Origin of the sequence: Nevskia sp. (assembly GCF_023266035.1) — a bacterium.
Lineage (GTDB): Bacteria > Pseudomonadota > Gammaproteobacteria > Nevskiales > Nevskiaceae > Nevskia.
In genome coordinates this window covers 1-15,964 of sequence record NZ_JAHFRY010000020.1, presented here as the reverse complement: position 1 = coordinate 15,964, position 15,964 = coordinate 1, and the positions used below count along the sequence as shown (strand labels likewise).

Sequence of the window (15,964 nt, the reverse complement as noted above, 5' to 3'; positions counted from 1 at the left end):
CATGAATCTTCCCGAATCCGGTTACCAGGGTGAACCAGCGGCCGGCCGCTGGCCCTACGTTCGCGACGTGCTGGTGTTCCAGCTGAAGCTGGTGCTGGGCAACGTGCTCAATGTGGTGCTGCTGCCGGTGTCGATCATCGCCGCCGTCTATTCGCTGTTCACCAAGAAGGCGGGCCGCATGGGCACGCCGTTCTACGAGGTGCTCGATATCGCCCGCGATCTCGAAGAGCGGATCAACATCTACAGCGCGATCGGCGGCTATCACGCCACCGGTCCTTCATCGAGCCGGGCCAGCGCGCACATCGGTGATGCCACGGTCGACGACGTCGTCCGCAAGGTCGAGGAGGTGATCGTTCGCGAGTTCGGCAGCGGCGGCACGGCGGCGAGCGCAAAGGCCGCGGTCAATCGTCTGCTCGACGAGATTCGCAACCGCAAGCGCTGAGCGCAGGCGGCTAGGCTTTCAGCAGCGGCGCTGGTTCCCCGCAGCGCTCGCCGCAGGCCACCTGCTCGATCTGCACGGTGGCGTGCACGTCGCCGAAGCGAACTTTCAGCTGCTGCAGGATCGCGCCGAGCGCGACATCGCGATCGGTGCCTTCGGCAAGCACTGCGTGCAGGGTCATCACCGGATGCTTGTCGGTCAGCGACCAGGCGTGCAGATGGTGGATGCCGGTGACGCCGGGCACGGCGGCGGCAAGCTCGTGCGCCAGCGCATCGGGATCGAGATCGCGCGGTGCGCCTTCAAGCAGGATGTGCGCGGATTCCTTCGTCACCCGCCAGCCGCTGCGGACGATCAGCAGCGCGACGAAGGCCGACAGGATCGGATCGATCGGCACCCAGTCGGTCAGCATGATCACCACGGCGGCAGCCATCGCAGCGGCCGAGCCGAGCAGATCGCTGAGCACGTGCAGCAGCGCGCCGCGCAGGTTCAGCGAGTCCTCGCCATCACGCAGGATCAGGAACGACAGCAGGTTGGCGGCGAAGCCGAGTGCCGCAACGATCAGCATCGTCTCGCCAATCACCGGATGCGGCGTGATCAGGCGCTGCACCGATTCGACGATGATCCAGACGCTCAAGCCGAGCAGGGCCAGGCCGTTGACGAACGCCGCCAGCACTTCGTGGCGGGCGCGGCCGTAGGAGAACAGCGCGTCGGCTGGCCGCTTGGCGATGCGCAGGGCGATCAGTGCCAGCAGCAGCGAGGCCGAGTCGGTCAGCATGTGCACGGCATCGGCGATCAGCGCCAGCGAGCCGGAAATCACGCCGCCAGCGACCTCGACGACCATGAACAGCGCCGTGATCACCAGCGCCCAGGTCAGCCGTGTTTCGTTGCTGCTGCCGTGGTGGTGGTGACCGTGACCATGGCCATGATCGTGGTCATGACCTTTGGCCTTCGCCGGCTTGTGGCTGTGCGCGGCGCCGTGATCATGCGAGTCATGGTCGTGCAAGCCATGATCGTGATGATCATGCTCATCGTGGCTGTGGCGCTGGCTCATGGTCGCTGGCTGGGCTGCAGGCGGTCGATCAGAGATCGTCGGCGATGCGGACCACGGTGCGGCCCTGCGCCTTGCCGGCCACCAGTTCTTCGGCGACGACAGCCACTTCTTCCAGCGGCACGATCTTCGGCGCGATCAGGCTGAGCAGGCCTTCCGGCTTCCAGTCGCTGGCCAGACGCTCCCAGATCGCCAGACGCCAGCTGCGCGGGCATTCCACCGAAAAGATGCCGAGCAGGCTGACGCCGCGGAGGATGAACGGGATCACCGTGGTGTTCAGCGTCGGCGCCTGGGCCAGGCCGACCGCGCCAATCGAACCCCAGGGCTTCACGGTGCGGGCCAGATAGGCCAGCGTGTCGCCGCCGAGGTTGTCGACGGCGCCGCCCCAGCGCGCAGCTTCCAGCGGCTTGGAGCCCATATCCAGCGTGTTGCGATCGACGATCTCGTCGGCGCCGAGATCACGCAGATACTTCTCCGCACCCGGCTTGCCGGTGATTGCCGCCACGGTGAAGCCGGCGCGCTTGAACAGGCTGATGGCGATCGAGCCGACGCCGCCTGTGGGGCCGGTGACGGCAATCGTGCCGAGATCCGGCCGCTGATGATTTTCGAGCATGCGGCGCAGGGCCAGCGCTGCCGTGTAGCCGGCGGTGCCGAGCGCCATCGCTTCATGCAGGCTAAGGCCGGCCGGCAGGCGCACCACGGCTTCGGCCGGCACGCGGGCGTATTCGGCGAAGCCGCCGTCGAACTGCTCGCCGACATTGCCGCCGGTGACCACCACCTTGTCGCCCGGCTTGTAGTCCGGCACTTCGCTGGACACCACGACGCCGGACAGATCGATGCCGGCGACTTTCGGATAGCCGCGCATGATCCGGCCCTTGCCGGTCACCGCCAGCGCGTCCTTGTAGTTGATCGATGAATAGGCGACCCGGATGACCACTTGGCCGGCGCTGAGATCAGCGAGCGTGATCGCTTCGAGACGCGCCTCGGTCTTCTTGTCGACCTGATGGATGCGCAGCGCCTTGAAGCTTGCAGGTACTTCCGTGGCGGGGGAGGTCATCGGGGATTCCGGCAGAATGGATCGAGTTCCTATTTTGCCCGACTTCGAACGCCGACCGACCCGATGGCGAACCCGGTCCCCACCCCGATACCAATCCCGATGGCCAATCAGTACACCCGCAATCCGCCGCTGCTCGAAGCCGATGTCACCGCCGATCCGCTGCAGCAGCTCCAGCGCTGGCTCGATGATGCCGTCGCCATCGGCATGATCGAGCCGACGGCGATGACCCTGGCGACGGTCGACGCCGATGGTCGTCCGTCTGCTCGCGTGGTGCTGCTGAAAGGTCTCGATGCCGCAGGCCTTGCCTTCTACACCCATTACGACTCGCGGAAAGCTCGCGCGCTGGCGGCGCATCCGCACGCGGCTGCAACGTTCTGGTGGGATCGACTGGAGCGCAGCGTCCGGGTGGAAGGCCGGGTCGAGAAGCTGACGCCGGCTGAGTCCGAAGCCTATTTCCGTTCCCGGCCCTTGGGTTCTCAGATCGGCGCGCTGACTTCGCGGCAAAGCCGGGTGGTCGAGTCACGCGAATCGCTGGATGCGCGATTCGCCGAGAACGAGCAGAAGTACGGTGGCGGCAACCTGCCGTTCCCGAGCGACTGGGGCGGTTATCGGCTGAAACCCGATGCCATCGAGTTCTGGCAGGGCCGCGCCAATCGCGTGCATGACCGGCTCGTCTATCGGCAGGTGGGCGGCGTCTGGCGCCTGGAGCGGCTGGAGCCCTGAAGGAGGGGCGGCCGGTGCCGGAGGCGGTTTGAAAAGGGTTTGAATCAAGTTTGGAAACGGTGGAGATGTTCCCGAGGGGCGTGGGCAAAGTGTTCGTCACCGGCACCTGCCGACTCGCGAACCCACTTCCCCCCGGAGATTTCCAATGAACTGCTCGAACCTTCGCCGCACCGCTTTCGCCACCCTCGCTGCCTCCTTCATGCTGCACACGGGCATCGCCGCAGCCGCTGATCCCGGCCCGGTGGGCGAGCGCATTGCGATCAATGGCTCGGAACTCTACCCGCAGATCGATCCGGCGATCGCAACCGGTCCAGACGGCAATTTCGTCGCGGTGTGGCAGTCGCAGCCCAAGAATTCTGGCGGCTATTACTCGGTCATGGCGCGCGCCTACAGCGCCAACGGCGAAGCCCTTGGTCGCGCGGCCATCAAGCTGCATGAAGGTAGCTACTCCGCCGGCGACAAGGCCGTGCCCGCCGTCGCGATCGGCGCCAACGGTGATTTCGTGGTGACCTGGGTGCAGCCGTACGACGGCGCCACGGTGGGAACAGCAATCCATGCCCAAAGAGTCAGCGCCAGCGGTGCCCTGATCGGCAGCGTCATCGGCGTCGATTTCGAACCGGCCTACAACAGCGCACCCTCGGTTGCCATCGACGCACAGGGCCGCTTCATGATCGCCTGGCAGGCCGAAAGAGATGGGATCACCAGCATCCAGTCGCAGCGCTTCAACGCCGACGGCACGCGCAACGGCACGCGCCGGATCCTGAGCGACGCAACGCAGTTCAAGCAGGAGCATCCCTCGGTTGCCACCAACCCGCGCGGCGAGTTCGTGGTGGCCTGGGATACGTTCTTGAAGAGCAGCATCCTTGCGCAGCGCTTCAACAGTGACGGCACGCTGCGCGGCGCTCCCGTTTTCATCGGCGGCCCCGGACAGAGCGGCAAACCCTCGCAACGGCCCGCCGTTGCGGTGGATCGCAACGGTGCGTTCGTGGTGGCCTGGGAAGGTCCCGCCGGCAGTTCTTCGGGCTACGACATCGTGGCCCGGGGCGTGACCGCCACCGGCAGCCTGGCCGGCCCGCAGTTCAACGTCAGCGGACTGCAGCCCGGCGACCAGACCGGTGCCGCCATCAGCATCAACCTGGCCGGCGAATTCGTGGTCGGCTGGACCCGCTCCACCGGCAGCAGCGGCACCGGGATCAGTGCCCAGCGCTTCAATGCCAATGGCGGCCTGATCGGCCCGGAGATCAACGTCAGCAATGGCAACGCCGGCACCGATCGGCGACCGGCCATCGGCCTGGACGCCGATGGCGACTTGGTGGCGGCCTGGCATGGCGTGACCAACCTGAACTCCAGCTACGACATTTTTGCCCAGCGCTATCAGGCCACGCAGCGGATCAATCTGAGCCTCGTCCAGTCAGACTCGAAGGACCCGGCGCCGACCGCCGGCGCACTGACCTACACCATCAATGTCAGCAACTTCGACGCGCCGGAGTACCTGACCGGCATTGCCGCCATCGATGCGGGGCTGGGTGCGGCCACTGGCGTCACCGTAGAGGACAGCCTGCCGACTGGCGTGACCAATGTCAGCGCATCGGGAGCGAACTGGCTCTGTACCCTGCCGACCGGCAAGGTGGTCTGCCGCTACACGCAAGTGCTGCGCGCCGGGATGGCGGCCAGTCCGCTCGAAGTGCGCCTGACCACGCCGAACAGCAATGGCGTCACGCTGCAGAATGACGCCAGCGTCAGAGGCAATCAGCTGGACGACAATACGATCAACGACCGCGAAGTGGAGCGCACCCGGCTGCAGACGGGGGCATAGAACCGGCACCCAAACAGCAGTCATCGTTTCACGCCGGACGGGGCAGCTCGCATGCCTCGTCCGGCCTTGTCAGTGAAGCTGCCGAATGACGACCAACGGGCAGGCACGAAGTGAAAGGGGATTGACCATGGCCGACGACCATCCTGGCGCGCTGTTGCTGAAGACCCTGGAGGCCGAGCGTGACGCGGCGAGGGCCGAGGCGGAGCGCTTGCGCGATGTCACCAATCGCATGTCCGGCGTGGTGATGGAGATGCGGCTCGAAGCCGATGGCCGCCTGCACTTCACCTATGTGAGCGACGGCATCCGGGAGCTCTGCGGAGTCGAGCCGGAAGCCTGCATTCAAGACCCCAGCGTGATGGTGGGCTTGATCGTGCCGGAGGATTTGCCAACCGTCATGCAGTCGATCCTTTCCGGGGTGGTTGGCGACGTCTCGCTCAATTACCGGCTGGTGCATCGCGACGGCCGTATCCGCTCGATGCGCGATTTCACGCGCAAGCACAGGGAGCCCGGCGGCGCCATCGTCACCATCACCTGCCTGCAGGACATCAGCGGCCCGCTCGAACTGCAAAGGCAGCTCGCGCAGGCCAAGGAACACGCGGAAGACGCGAGCCGTGCCAAGAGCGAGTTTCTGGCCAATGTCAGCCACGAGATCCGCACGCCGATGAATGCGGTACTCAGCTTCGCCTACCTGGGTCAGCGCAGCACCGGGCAGGCGCGGCAATGCGAGTACTTCGCCAAGATCGAAACGGCGGCGCGCTCGCTCCTCGACATCATCAACGACGTGCTCGATCTGTCGAAGGTCGAAGCTGGCAAGCTCGAACTCGATCGCACGCCGTTCCTGCTCGGCCAGGTACTGGACAATCTCGAAAGCGTGGTCGGCCTGCGCGCACAGGAAAAAGGGCTGGCCTTCAGCATCGACGTGGCAGCCGATGTGCCGAGCGCTCTGGTCGGTGATCCCTTGCGCCTGGGCCAAGTGCTGATGAACCTCGGCGGCAATGCCGTGAAGTTCACCGAGTCCGGACGGGTGGCGATCAGGATTGCGCTGGACCCGCCAGCGAGCGCAGACGGTCCCTGCGGTCTCGGTTTCGAAATCCGCGACAGCGGCATCGGCATATCACCGGAACAGATCGAGAAACTGTTCTCGCCGTTCAGTCAGGCCGATTCGTCGACCACGCGACGCTTCGGTGGCACGGGCCTCGGCCTGTCCATCTCCAAGCGTCTGGTCGAGATGATGGGCGGCCGCATGAGCGTGGACAGCAAGCCTGGCGTCGGCAGCAGCTTCCGTTTCTCGGCGATGTTCGAGCGAGCCGACGCGGCCCCGTTACCGACGGTGCGGGCCGTCGTTGATGAAGCCGACCTCGCCGGCCTGTCGGTGCTGGTGGTCGACGACCACGCGCCCAATCTGGAAGTGGCGCGTGATCTTCTGCAATCGGCCGGCGTCGCGGTGCGGCTGGCGGCGTCCGGCAACGAGGCCATCGCGGCAGCAGCGGCACAGCACTTCGATGCGATCTTCATGGACATGCGCATGCCCGGCATGGATGGCATCGAGGCGACGCAGCGCATTCGTGCTGCCGAGGGCGATAGCAGAGTGCCGATCATTGCGCTGACCGCCAACGTCATGGCACCGGACCGCGAGCGCTGCCTCGCTGCCGGCATGGATGATTTCGTCGGCAAGCCGATCGACGTCGATCATTTGTTCGGCGCACTGACGCGGGTCACCGGACGACGCTCAGAAAGTGGGTTGCGGCAAACACTCGCGCTGGAGGCTGACCAGCCGGACCACGACTATGAGCGCGCCCGGGCACGCGTGGCACGTACGCCAGGCCTGTACGAACGGGTGGTCGAGCGCTTCCTTCGTGATCCCGATCCTGTCGACCTGCTGCGCGGTCAGATCGCCACGAACCAGCCGGCGGCCGCTGCGATCACTGCGCATACGCTCAAGGGTTCGTCGGCCCAGATCGGTGCCCTGCAAGTGTCGCGGCTGGCCGCGCACATGGAGGCCACCCTGGCATCGCGCCTGCCGCTGGTCGAAGAACTGGACGAGTTGGCCTCGGCCTTGAGCGAAGCGCGCAGCCGAATGGCTCTGCCGCTGCTGCCGGCGGCGGTGCCGCAGGAACCCGGCATGACCGGGCTGGCCGTGAATCTGGGCCTGCAACTGCAGCAACAGCTCGAAGACGACGAAGACGAGGCCTGGGATACCTTCGAGAAATTCCGGGCTGCGCTGCCCGAGTCGCAGCGCGCCTCCCATGCACCGCTCGGCAGTCTGATCGCGAATATGGAGTACGACGCCGCGCTGGCACTATGGCGTCGGCTGCAAGCCTGAGGCAGCGCCGCCCGTGTGTACTATTCGCCGATGACTGCTTCCATCCATCTCGTCGACGATGACGCCGTGCTGCGCGAGTTCATCGGCGGCTACCTGAGCAGCGTCGGTTTCGAGGTGCGCAGTTTCGACAGTGTTGGCGCTTTCCGCGCAGCTGCCGTTGCCGGCTTGCCGGACATCGTCATTACCGATCTGGTCATGCCCTGCGAAGACGGCCTGGCCTTGCTGTCCTGGCTGCGCGGCTTTTCACAGGTTCCGGTGATCATGCTGACCAGCCAGGATGCGACGACCGATCGTGTCGTCGGGCTGGAACTGGGTGCCGACGACTATCTCGCCAAGCCCTGTGAACCGCGCGAACTGCTGGCCCGCGTGCGCAGCCAGCTGCGTCGGCTCAAGGCCGCGCGTGCCCCGCGGCCGGTGGTCAATGACGACAACGCGGGTCCTGTGTTCTGGCATTTCGCGGGGCGCAGCCTGGACGAGCGGGCGTTGGAACTGCGAGTCGAGGGCGCTCGTGTGGAGCTGCCGAAGAAGCCGCTGGAAGTGCTGATGTATTTCCTGCGCCACGCCGGAGAGATAGTCGGCAAGGACCAGTTGATGGAAGCGATATGGCCCGGCCGCATCGTTTCCGAGACTTCGCTGACCAATGCCATCGGCAAGCTGCGGACTGCACTTGCCGATGAACAGCAGACGCTGATCAAGGCGGTGTATGGCTACGGCTATCGCTTCGAGGTTAAGCCGGAGCGGGATCATTGAGCCCGCTTGAATGCCGCTTGGCGGCCCTGCTGATACGGGACGGTGCTGAATGGCTGCTGCGATGAAGGCCGACGCGCTGATTGCTCGCCTTGGCCTCGAACGGCATCCGGAAGGCGGCTGGTTCAGGCGCATCCACACTGCGGACGCCATCGTCGATACGGCGCACGGCCCGCGTGCGCGCGTCACGTCGATCCATTACCTGCTGACCACCGAAGAGCCGCGCGGGCGCCTGCATCGCAACCGCTCGGACATCCTCCATTACCTGCAAGGCGGCGGGCCAGTGGAATACCTGCTGCTGGAAGATTCAGGTGAGCTGCGCCGTGTAGTGCTCGGCAGCGAGCCGAGTCAGGCGCTGTTCCTGCACGTGCCGGGCGGCGTCTGGAAAGCCTCGCAGCTGATCGACGGCGCCAGCCACGCACTGGTCTCGGAAGCCGTGGTGCCGGGTTTCGACTTCGCCGATCACTCGTTTGCCGATCAGCGCCTGCTTGATGAGCATCCCGAGCATCGGGCGCTGCTGAGCCCCTTGGTCCGCCTTTAGCTCAGCGCAGCGAAATCACCGGCCAGCCACGCGCTTCGGCGGCGGCGCGCAGCACTGGATCGGCATCGACGGCATGCGGGTGATCGACGAATTCGAGCAGCGGCAGATCGTTCTGCGAGTCGCTGTAGCCGCTCAAGCTGCCGAATTTCACCGGATGTGCGGCCAGCCAGGCCTTGAGATTGGTGACTTTGGCGTCGCGGAAGTTCGAGCGGGCGATGCGGCCGGTGAACGCGATGCCGTCGCGTTCCGGCTCGGTCGCCAGCAGGTGCAACACGCCAAGATGGGCGGCAATCGGCTCGACGATGAAGCGGTTGGTGGCCGTGGTGATCAGCAGTTCGTCGCCAGCTTGACGATGCCGTTCGAGCAGAGCCGGCGCGTGGGTCGAGATCACCGGCACGATCTGTTCGGCGACGAAGCGCGCGCGCAGGCCTTCGAGCTGAGCCAGCGGCAGCGCCATCAGCGGCCGCAGCGAAAAAGCCGCGAACTCGTGGATGTCGAGCGTGCCGGCGGCGTATTCGTCGTAGAAACGCTGATTCTCGCGGGCGTAGTACTCGGCATCGACCAGACGGTTGGTAACCAGGAACTGGCCCCAGAGGTAGTCGCTGTCGCCGTTGAGGAGCGTGTGGTCGAGATCGAAGACGGCGAGATTCATCGGATTTTCATTGAATAGTCCGAGGCGGGAGGCCTCGGCCTTGGCAGGACGCCATGCTGCCGGAAGTTTGCCGCAGGCGACGCGGCTATGAAAGAATCGATTGTGAATCTTTCCTTGCAAAGTGCGCCCAAGTGATTGACGCCGATGGCTTTCGACCCAACGTCGGGATCATCCTGACGCACGTCGACGGCCGCGTGCTGTGGGCGAAGCGCATCGGCCAGGACGCTTGGCAGTTCCCGCAGGGCGGCATCAAGTTCGGCGAGACGCCGGAGGCCGCGCTCTATCGCGAGCTGGAAGAGGAACTGGGCCTGAAGGCCGAGCACGTCGAATGTCTGGGCGTTACTTCCGGCTGGCTCAGTTATCGCCTGCCGTCCCGGCTGGTGCGACGCGGCCGGCGGCCGGTGTGCATTGGCCAGAAGCAGAAGTGGTTCCTGCTGCGACTGACCAGTTGCGAATCGATGGTCTGCTTCGACAAATCCGACAAGCCCGAATTCGATCACTGGCGCTGGGTCGATTACTGGCATCCCTTGAGCGAAGTGGTGTCGTTCAAGCGTGAGGTCTACAGCGGCGCGCTGCGTGAACTGGCGCCGCTGATTGGGGCGCCAAGCCAGCCGCTGTCGGTGCCGGCGTCGAAACCGCAGCCGGATCAGGCCAGCCCGTAGCCTGGATTTCAGCGTGGGATGGCGCGTGGAAGCGGGTCATCACGGTGTCGTGACCAGTGGGAGTAAGTGCATCGATGGTTTGGATTTCCCATCGATTGACAATCATTCTCATTAAGTTTTAAGCTCCGGGCATGATCATTTGCGTCTGCAAAGCCGTCTCCGACAAGACCATTCGCCGCACGGTCGAGCGTGGCGATGCGATTTCGCTGCGTGATCTGACCCGCGAAACCGGCCTCGGCACCTGCTGTGGCAAATGCGTTCCCGCGGCTCGTTCGACGCTTGCGCAGGCCTTGTCGGCACTGCCGCGTTCGTCATCGGTCCTTGGCAGCCAAGAGCTTTCCGCCCAAGCTGCCTGCTGATTTCCGGCGACTGCCGGAGTTTCCAGCCCTTGCCTCGTCTCCGTTCAGCTTGTTTCCGGCGCTCCCGTGGGCGCTGTTTCGCTTCTGTGGGCACATGATCTGCATCGCCGCAGCGACGAAGAACTGAGAATCACACGCAAAATCGTTCAAAAGAACAAATAAATCAATGGCTTGGACTTGTCCTGAGCGGTAGTCCCTGGCTATACTCCGCCCGCACTTCAATCGGATCATCACCATGCGCGGCGACGCCAAAGTTCTCGAATTCCTGAACCAAGCCCTGAAGAACGAGCTCACGGCCGTCAATCAGTACTTTCTGCATGCCCGCATCTTCGGCAATTGGGGCCTGAAGAAGCTTGAAAAGTACGAGTTCGGCGAATCCATCGACGAGATGAAGCATGCCGACAAGCTGATCAAGCGCATTCTGTTCCTGAATGGCCTGCCGAACCTGCAGGACCTCGGCAAGCTATACATCGGCGAGGACGTGAAGGAAATCCTCGAGTGCGATCTCAAGCTGGAGTACGAGGCACACCCGCTGTATCGCGATGGCAACGCTCAGTGCGAACTGGTCAAGGACTATGTGACGCGCGAGTTGCTGGTCGAGATCCAGGAAAGCGAAGAGCACCACATCGACTGGATCGAGGAGCAGCTCGGTCTGATCGAAAAGATCGGCATCCAGAACTACATGCAGTCGGCGATGGGCGAGATCGGCGAAAGTTGATCCGCTTCAAGTAACGCCCAACAAAAAGCCCGCATCCGATGCGGGCTTTTTGTTGGCTGCGTGCAGATCAGAACGGCTTGACGACGACCAGGATCACGATCGCGACCAGCAGGACGGCCGGTACTTCATTGATCAGCCGGTAGAACTTGTGGCTGCGCGTATTGGCCTTGGCGGCAAATTTCCGGATCACCGTCTTCAACCAGCCGTGATAGCCGGAAAGGACCACCGCCAGCGCGATCTTCAGATGCAGCCAGCCGCCGGAATGCAGGTAGGCCGGATTCATCACCAGCAAGGTCAGCGCGAAAACCCAGGTGCCGATCATGCCGATCGTCATGATGCCGTACAGCTTGCGTTCCATGATCAGGAAGCGCGCGTGGCCCGCGTCGTCGCTGACATCGCAGTGATAGACGAACAGACGCGGCAGATAGAACAGCCCGGCGAACCAGGACACCATGAAAATCACATGAAACGCCTTGATCCAGAGCATCGGGCATCCAGCAACGCGGGCAGGTGCGCAAGGTATCATCGTCGCCCCCTGGATGGGCATGAGGCTGGAAGGACGTGATCGAAGTCGGAATTGTCGGCGGCACCGGATACACCGGCGCCGAATTGCTCAGGCTGCTGTCGGCGCACCCGGGCGTGCGCGTGCGCGTGCTGACCTCCCGTGCCGAGGCCGGCAAGCGTGCCGATGTCTGGTTCCCGCATCTGCGCGGCCGCTGCGATCTGAGCTTCACCGCGCCGGATGACGACGCGTTGGCCGCCTGCCAGGCAGTGTTCTTCGCAACGCCGCATGCGACCTCGATGAGGCTGGCACCGGCGCTGATCGAGCGCGGCGTCCGGGTCGTCGATCTGTCGGCCGACTACCGCATCCGTGATGCCGAAGTGTTCAAGCGCTGGTATGCGCACGATCACGCCAGCCCCGAACTGCTCGCCGAAGCCGTTTATGGCCTGCCGGAAGTCAATCGTGAGGCGATCCGCGGCGCGCGGTTGGTGGCGGCTGCCGGCTGCTATCCGACGGCCGCCCAGCTTGGTTTTCTGCCGTTGATCGAAGCGGGACTGGTCGATACCGGCCGTTTGATCGCCGACTGCAAGTCCGGCGTCAGTGGCGCTGGCCGGGAAGCGAAAGTCGGCTCCCTGTTCGCCGAAGCGGCCGATTCGATGATGGCTTACGGCGTCGCCGGTCATCGCCATCTGCCGGAGATCGAACAGGGCCTGACGCGGGCTGCGAACGGCCCGGTCAAGCTGACCTTCGTGCCCCATCTCACGCCGATGATCCGCGGCATCCACGCGACGCTCTACGCGACGCTGCTGAAGACCGACATCGATCTGCAGGCCTTGTACGAAGGACGTTATCGCGATGAGCCGTTCGTCGATGTGATGCCGAAGGGCTCACATCCGGAAACGCGTTCGGTGCGCGGCTCGAACCTATGCCGGATCGCCGTGCATCGGCCGGGCGATGGCGATACGGTGGTGGTGCTGTCGGCGATCGACAATCTGGTCAAGGGCGCAGCCGGTCAGGCCGTGCAGTGCTTCAACCTGATGTTCGGTTTCGACGAGCGCGTGGCGCTCGACGCCGCGCCGCTCGCGCCTTGATCGTCGGCAAGGCTCGCCGGAATGGCTGATTGGCAGCACCGAGTTGTCATCACCAGCGAACGGTCGTCGCGTCGCCGCTGGCTGGTCACCTGGGTGGTGGTAGCCGCGCTCGTGGCTGGATTCGCGCTGTACAGCGTGACCCGCGCGACGGCGGTTTCGGATTTCGCTGCGGCGACTGTGGAGCGCGATCGCCTGCTCGACGAACGACGGCAGCTGACGCACGACCTGCGCGTCGCCAAGACCGAAGCTGAAACCCTGCGCGATCAGGTGGCCTATTTGAGCCGCTCTCAGGAGATCGATAGCGGTGCCTGTCAGGACGTGAAGCAGTCGCTGGGTCAGTTGCAGGCCGAGTCGTCGGACCTGCGCGAACAGCTCGCGTTCTATCGCGGCATCGTCTCCCCGCAGGAATCGCAGGCCGGCGTCCGAGTCTACGAGTTCCGCGTCAGTGTGGTGAAGACCCTGCCGAACCAGTATCGCTTCGACCTGGTGCTGATCCAGCCGGTGCGCAGCGACAAACGGGTCGGCGGTCAGGTTGAGTTGTCGATCGAAGGTTTGAAGAGCGGCAAGAAGCAGACCTTGAAGCTCGCCGACATCGCCGTGGACGGCGCGCGAAATCTGCTATTTTCATTCAAGTATTTCGAAGAATTCAGCGGACAGCTGAAGCTTCCCGAGGATTTCAGGCCGCTGCGGGCAATGGTGACGCTGCAACCCGGTGGCGGGCAGGCGGCGATTGAAGACGAGTACGACTGGAAAAAAATAATCCGGGAGAACGCTGAACCATGAAGGGATTTCTCGGCGGTGGATCAAGCGCTGGCGGCAAGGCTGCCACCGTCGAAACTCTGATCGGACGACAGACCGAAATCATCGGTGACGTGCGTTTCGTGGGCGGGATCCACATCGATGGTCGGGTCAAGGGCGCGGTCCAGGCATCTGGCGACGAAGCGGCCATACTGTCAATCAGCGAGTCAGGCGTTGTTGAAGGCAATGTGCGCGTTCCGACGGTCATGTTGAACGGTTCGATCGTCGGTGATGTCCGAGCGAGCGAGAAGTTGGTGCTTACCGCCAAGGCCCGAGTGACCGGAAACGTTTATTACAAGGTCTTGCAGATGGAACCGGGCGCCGCCATTAACGGGCAATTGGCGCACGATAGCGGCGACACGCTGGCGAAGAGTCAGCAGATGTCGCTGGAAAGCAGGGCCGACGTGGTAATCCTCGACGTTCAGGAACGCGCGTTGCAGCAAGGCGGGATGATTCCGCGAGATTGATTGGAGAGCGACATGGATGGCAACGAGATACCGGGTAGTGCCCAGTCTGAAGTGGTCTTCACCTCCGCCGCAGCCGCGAAGGTGCGGGAACTGCTGAACGATGAAGACAATGAAGCCTTGAAGCTGCGCGTGTTTGTGACCGGCGGCGGTTGCTCAGGCTTCAAGTACGGCTTCACCTTCGACGAGAGCGTGGAGGACGGCGATCTGTCGGTCGAGAACGGCGGCGTGACCTTGCTCGTCGATTCGATGAGCCTGCAATACCTCAGTGGTGCCGAGATTGATTACAAGGACGATGTCGACGGCGCTCAGTTCGTGATCCGCAATCCGAACGCGACGACTACCTGCGGCTGCGGCTCGTCTTTCGCAGTCTGAGCTCGAGTCGCCTGGCAGGCTTATTGGCGGGCGGGTACCGCGCGCCGATAAGCCAATTCACCGAGGCGGCAGCACCACGCAGCCGAGCGGTGACAAGCGGCTGGCGCCGGTCACGGCCGGCAGATTGCCCGGTTTGCCTTCGATACGGCGCATCGCCAGCCAGGCAAACGCAGTGGCTTCGATCCATTCCGGTGCCAGGCCATGCTGGCTGCTGGATTCAACGACAACGTCCGGCAAGGCGTCCCCGATCAGCCGCAGCAACAGCGTGTTGCCGACACCACCACCACAGACGATCAGCCTGGCAGCGCCGGGCGCAGCGGCCTTGATTGCATTGGCGACGCTGCGGGCCGTGACGGCCGCGAGGCTGGCCTGCACGTCTTCTGCGCGTAACGTCTCGATTGGGGGGTATAAGGAGCGGACCCAATCGAGGCGGAAGTAATCTCGCCCCGTGCTTTTCGGTGCCGGCCTGGCGAAATAGGGCTCACTGAGCAGCGCAGCGATCAATTCTTCATCGGCTGAACCGCTGGCAGCAAAGGTACCTTCCGCGTCGAAAGCGAGGCCTGAGCAGGCCTGCACCCATTCATCCATCAGACCGTTGGCGGGGCCGGTATCGAAACCGATCACACCCTCAAGGCCCGAGCCCGGCAGCACGGTGATATTGGCGATGCCGCCAAGGTTCAATACGCAGCGGGATTCGCGGGCGTGGGCAAACATCGCGTGGTGGAACGCCGGCACCAGCGGAGCGCCCTGACCGCCCAGCGCCAGATCGATGCGCCGGAAATCGGCGACCGTCGTGATGCCCGTGGCTGCTGCGATCCGGTTGGGATCACCCAGTTGCAGGGTCAGGCCACGTGGCCCGTCATGGAACAAGGTCTGGCCATGACTGCCGATGGCCGTGATCGCGCCGGCCGGAACTCCGCTGCGGGAAATGACTTCACGTGCAGCTGCTGCGAAGCTCAGGCCGATTTCGACGTCGAGCGTGCAGAACTCGCGCATCGAAATCTCGGGCTGATCCAGCGACAGCTCGATCAGCCTTGCCCGAAGAGCTGCTGGATAATTGTGGTGGTGCGCGGCGTGGAACTTGACCAGCCGACCCGCCTCGAACTCGGCAATGACGGCATCAATACCGTCAATGCTGGTTCCTGACATCAGGCCAAGATACAACCCTGACATCGGAAAGGCCGCCAGCGCTTACTTGTACTTGGAAAGGGCGACGTTGCTGTTGCTCATGGCGTCGATCTTGGCGACCAGTGGCGCCGTTTCGCGACGGAACTGCACGAGCGACTGCGAGTTCAGCGGTACGGCGCGCGGCAGGGTCACGGTCATCGGGTTCTTGTGAATGCCGTTGACCAGGAACTCGTAATGCAGATGCGGTGCCGTGGCGAGGCCGGTGGAGCCGACGAACGCGATGACCTGGCCCTGGCGAACTTTCGAGCCTAGCGTCAAGCCCGGCTTGAAGCGGGACAGATGGGCGTACAGGGTTTCGTTCTGGCCGCTGTGGCGAACGACGACGACGTTACCGTAGCCGTTCTTCTTGCCGATGAACTGGATCTTGCCGTCGCCCGTAGTGTGGACCGGCGTTCCGGTTGCGGCAGCGTAATCAACACCCTTGTGCGCCCGGATGATGTTCAGGATCGGATGACGGCGCG

19 protein-coding genes are annotated in these 15,964 nt (G+C 64.0%); 13 read left to right on the top strand and 6 right to left on the bottom strand.

Going from position 1 to position 15,964, the window contains the following annotated elements:
* Position 1 precedes the first annotated feature (1 nt).
* Positions 2-442 (top strand): hypothetical protein, encoded by a 441-nt coding sequence (locus Q0D45_RS04550; protein ID WP_293389152.1) that lies wholly within the window; start codon positions 2-4, stop codon positions 440-442.
* A gap of 10 nt (positions 443-452) precedes the next feature.
* Here the strand turns inward: Q0D45_RS04550 and Q0D45_RS04545 are convergent, their stop codons facing one another.
* Both Q0D45_RS04545 and Q0D45_RS04540 read right to left on the bottom strand, forming a co-directional pair.
* Entirely contained in the window at positions 453-1,490 is a 1,038-nt protein-coding gene (locus tag Q0D45_RS04545; protein ID WP_293389151.1) for a cation diffusion facilitator family transporter, read from the bottom strand.
* A gap of 28 nt (positions 1,491-1,518) precedes the next feature.
* Entirely contained in the window at positions 1,519-2,544 is a 1,026-nt protein-coding gene (locus Q0D45_RS04540) for a YhdH/YhfP family quinone oxidoreductase (RefSeq protein WP_293389149.1), read from the bottom strand.
* 99 nt (positions 2,545-2,643) lie between these two features.
* Between Q0D45_RS04540 and pdxH the strand changes: the two genes are divergently transcribed.
* The 5 genes from pdxH to Q0D45_RS04515 all read left to right on the top strand — a co-directional run bounded on the left by pdxH (position 2,644) and on the right by Q0D45_RS04515 (position 8,694).
* Complete coding sequence (pdxH, locus tag Q0D45_RS04535; RefSeq protein ID WP_293389147.1) at positions 2,644-3,267, top strand: pyridoxamine 5'-phosphate oxidase; 624 nt, start codon at positions 2,644-2,646, stop codon at positions 3,265-3,267.
* A 145-nt stretch (positions 3,268-3,412) separates the two neighbouring features.
* Complete coding sequence (locus Q0D45_RS04530) at positions 3,413-5,083, top strand: hypothetical protein (protein ID WP_293389146.1); 1,671 nt, start codon at positions 3,413-3,415, stop codon at positions 5,081-5,083.
* Between the two features lie 127 nt (positions 5,084-5,210).
* Positions 5,211-7,406, top strand: coding sequence for a PAS domain-containing hybrid sensor histidine kinase/response regulator (locus Q0D45_RS04525; protein WP_293389144.1), 2,196 nt, complete (start codon positions 5,211-5,213; stop codon positions 7,404-7,406).
* Between the two features lie 30 nt (positions 7,407-7,436).
* Positions 7,437-8,156, top strand: coding sequence for a response regulator transcription factor (locus Q0D45_RS04520; protein ID WP_293389142.1), 720 nt, complete (start codon positions 7,437-7,439; stop codon positions 8,154-8,156).
* Between the two features lie 49 nt (positions 8,157-8,205).
* Positions 8,206-8,694, top strand: a complete 489-nt coding sequence (locus tag Q0D45_RS04515) for a cupin domain-containing protein (RefSeq protein ID WP_293389141.1) — start codon at positions 8,206-8,208, stop codon at positions 8,692-8,694.
* A 1-nt stretch (position 8,695) separates the two neighbouring features.
* On the opposite strand, the gene Q0D45_RS04510 is transcribed toward Q0D45_RS04515, so the two are convergent.
* Positions 8,696-9,346, bottom strand: coding sequence for an HAD family phosphatase (locus Q0D45_RS04510; protein WP_293389139.1), 651 nt, complete (start codon positions 9,344-9,346; stop codon positions 8,696-8,698).
* Between the two features lie 131 nt (positions 9,347-9,477).
* Between Q0D45_RS04510 and Q0D45_RS04505 the strand changes: the two genes are divergently transcribed.
* The 3 genes from Q0D45_RS04505 (at position 9,478) to bfr (ending at position 11,085) form a co-directional block, all read left to right on the top strand.
* A complete protein-coding gene (locus tag Q0D45_RS04505) occupies positions 9,478-10,008 on the top strand; it encodes an RNA pyrophosphohydrolase (RefSeq protein ID WP_293389137.1) in 531 nt (176 codons plus the stop codon).
* Between the two features lie 131 nt (positions 10,009-10,139).
* On the top strand, positions 10,140-10,367 hold the full coding sequence (locus Q0D45_RS04500; RefSeq protein ID WP_022976954.1) for a (2Fe-2S)-binding protein: 228 nt from the start codon (positions 10,140-10,142) through the stop codon (positions 10,365-10,367).
* Positions 10,368-10,602: 235 nt separating this feature from the next.
* Entirely contained in the window at positions 10,603-11,085 is a 483-nt protein-coding gene (gene bfr / locus Q0D45_RS04495; protein ID WP_293389133.1) for a bacterioferritin, read from the top strand.
* A 67-nt stretch (positions 11,086-11,152) separates the two neighbouring features.
* Here bfr and hemJ read toward each other — a convergent pair whose 3' ends face one another.
* Positions 11,153-11,572: a protoporphyrinogen oxidase HemJ gene (hemJ, locus tag Q0D45_RS04490; RefSeq protein WP_293389131.1), complete on the bottom strand. Its 420-nt coding sequence runs from the start codon at positions 11,570-11,572 to the stop codon at positions 11,153-11,155.
* Between the two features lie 74 nt (positions 11,573-11,646).
* Here hemJ and argC point away from each other — a divergent pair, with 74 nt between their 5' ends.
* The 4 genes from argC to erpA are packed head-to-tail and all read left to right on the top strand — an operon-like array spanning position 11,647 to position 14,315.
* Positions 11,647-12,678 (top strand): N-acetyl-gamma-glutamyl-phosphate reductase, encoded by a 1,032-nt coding sequence (gene argC, locus Q0D45_RS04485; RefSeq protein WP_293389129.1) that lies wholly within the window; start codon positions 11,647-11,649, stop codon positions 12,676-12,678.
* Between the two features lie 21 nt (positions 12,679-12,699).
* Positions 12,700-13,461: a DUF6776 family protein gene (locus tag Q0D45_RS04480; protein WP_293389127.1), complete on the top strand. Its 762-nt coding sequence runs from the start codon at positions 12,700-12,702 to the stop codon at positions 13,459-13,461.
* Complete coding sequence (locus tag Q0D45_RS04475; protein WP_293389125.1) at positions 13,458-13,943, top strand: polymer-forming cytoskeletal protein; 486 nt, start codon at positions 13,458-13,460, stop codon at positions 13,941-13,943. The genes Q0D45_RS04480 and Q0D45_RS04475 overlap by 4 nt, the downstream gene beginning before the upstream one ends.
* A gap of 12 nt (positions 13,944-13,955) precedes the next feature.
* Complete coding sequence (erpA, locus tag Q0D45_RS04470) at positions 13,956-14,315, top strand: iron-sulfur cluster insertion protein ErpA (protein WP_293389124.1); 360 nt, start codon at positions 13,956-13,958, stop codon at positions 14,313-14,315.
* A gap of 57 nt (positions 14,316-14,372) precedes the next feature.
* Here erpA and Q0D45_RS04465 read toward each other — a convergent pair whose 3' ends face one another.
* Both Q0D45_RS04465 and Q0D45_RS04460 read right to left on the bottom strand, forming a co-directional pair.
* A complete protein-coding gene (locus Q0D45_RS04465) occupies positions 14,373-15,488 on the bottom strand; it encodes an anhydro-N-acetylmuramic acid kinase (RefSeq protein ID WP_293389123.1) in 1,116 nt (371 codons plus the stop codon).
* 18 nt (positions 15,489-15,506) lie between these two features.
* The coding region (locus Q0D45_RS04460; RefSeq protein WP_293389121.1) for a M23 family metallopeptidase at positions 15,507-15,964 on the bottom strand (458 nt) is incomplete at its 5' end.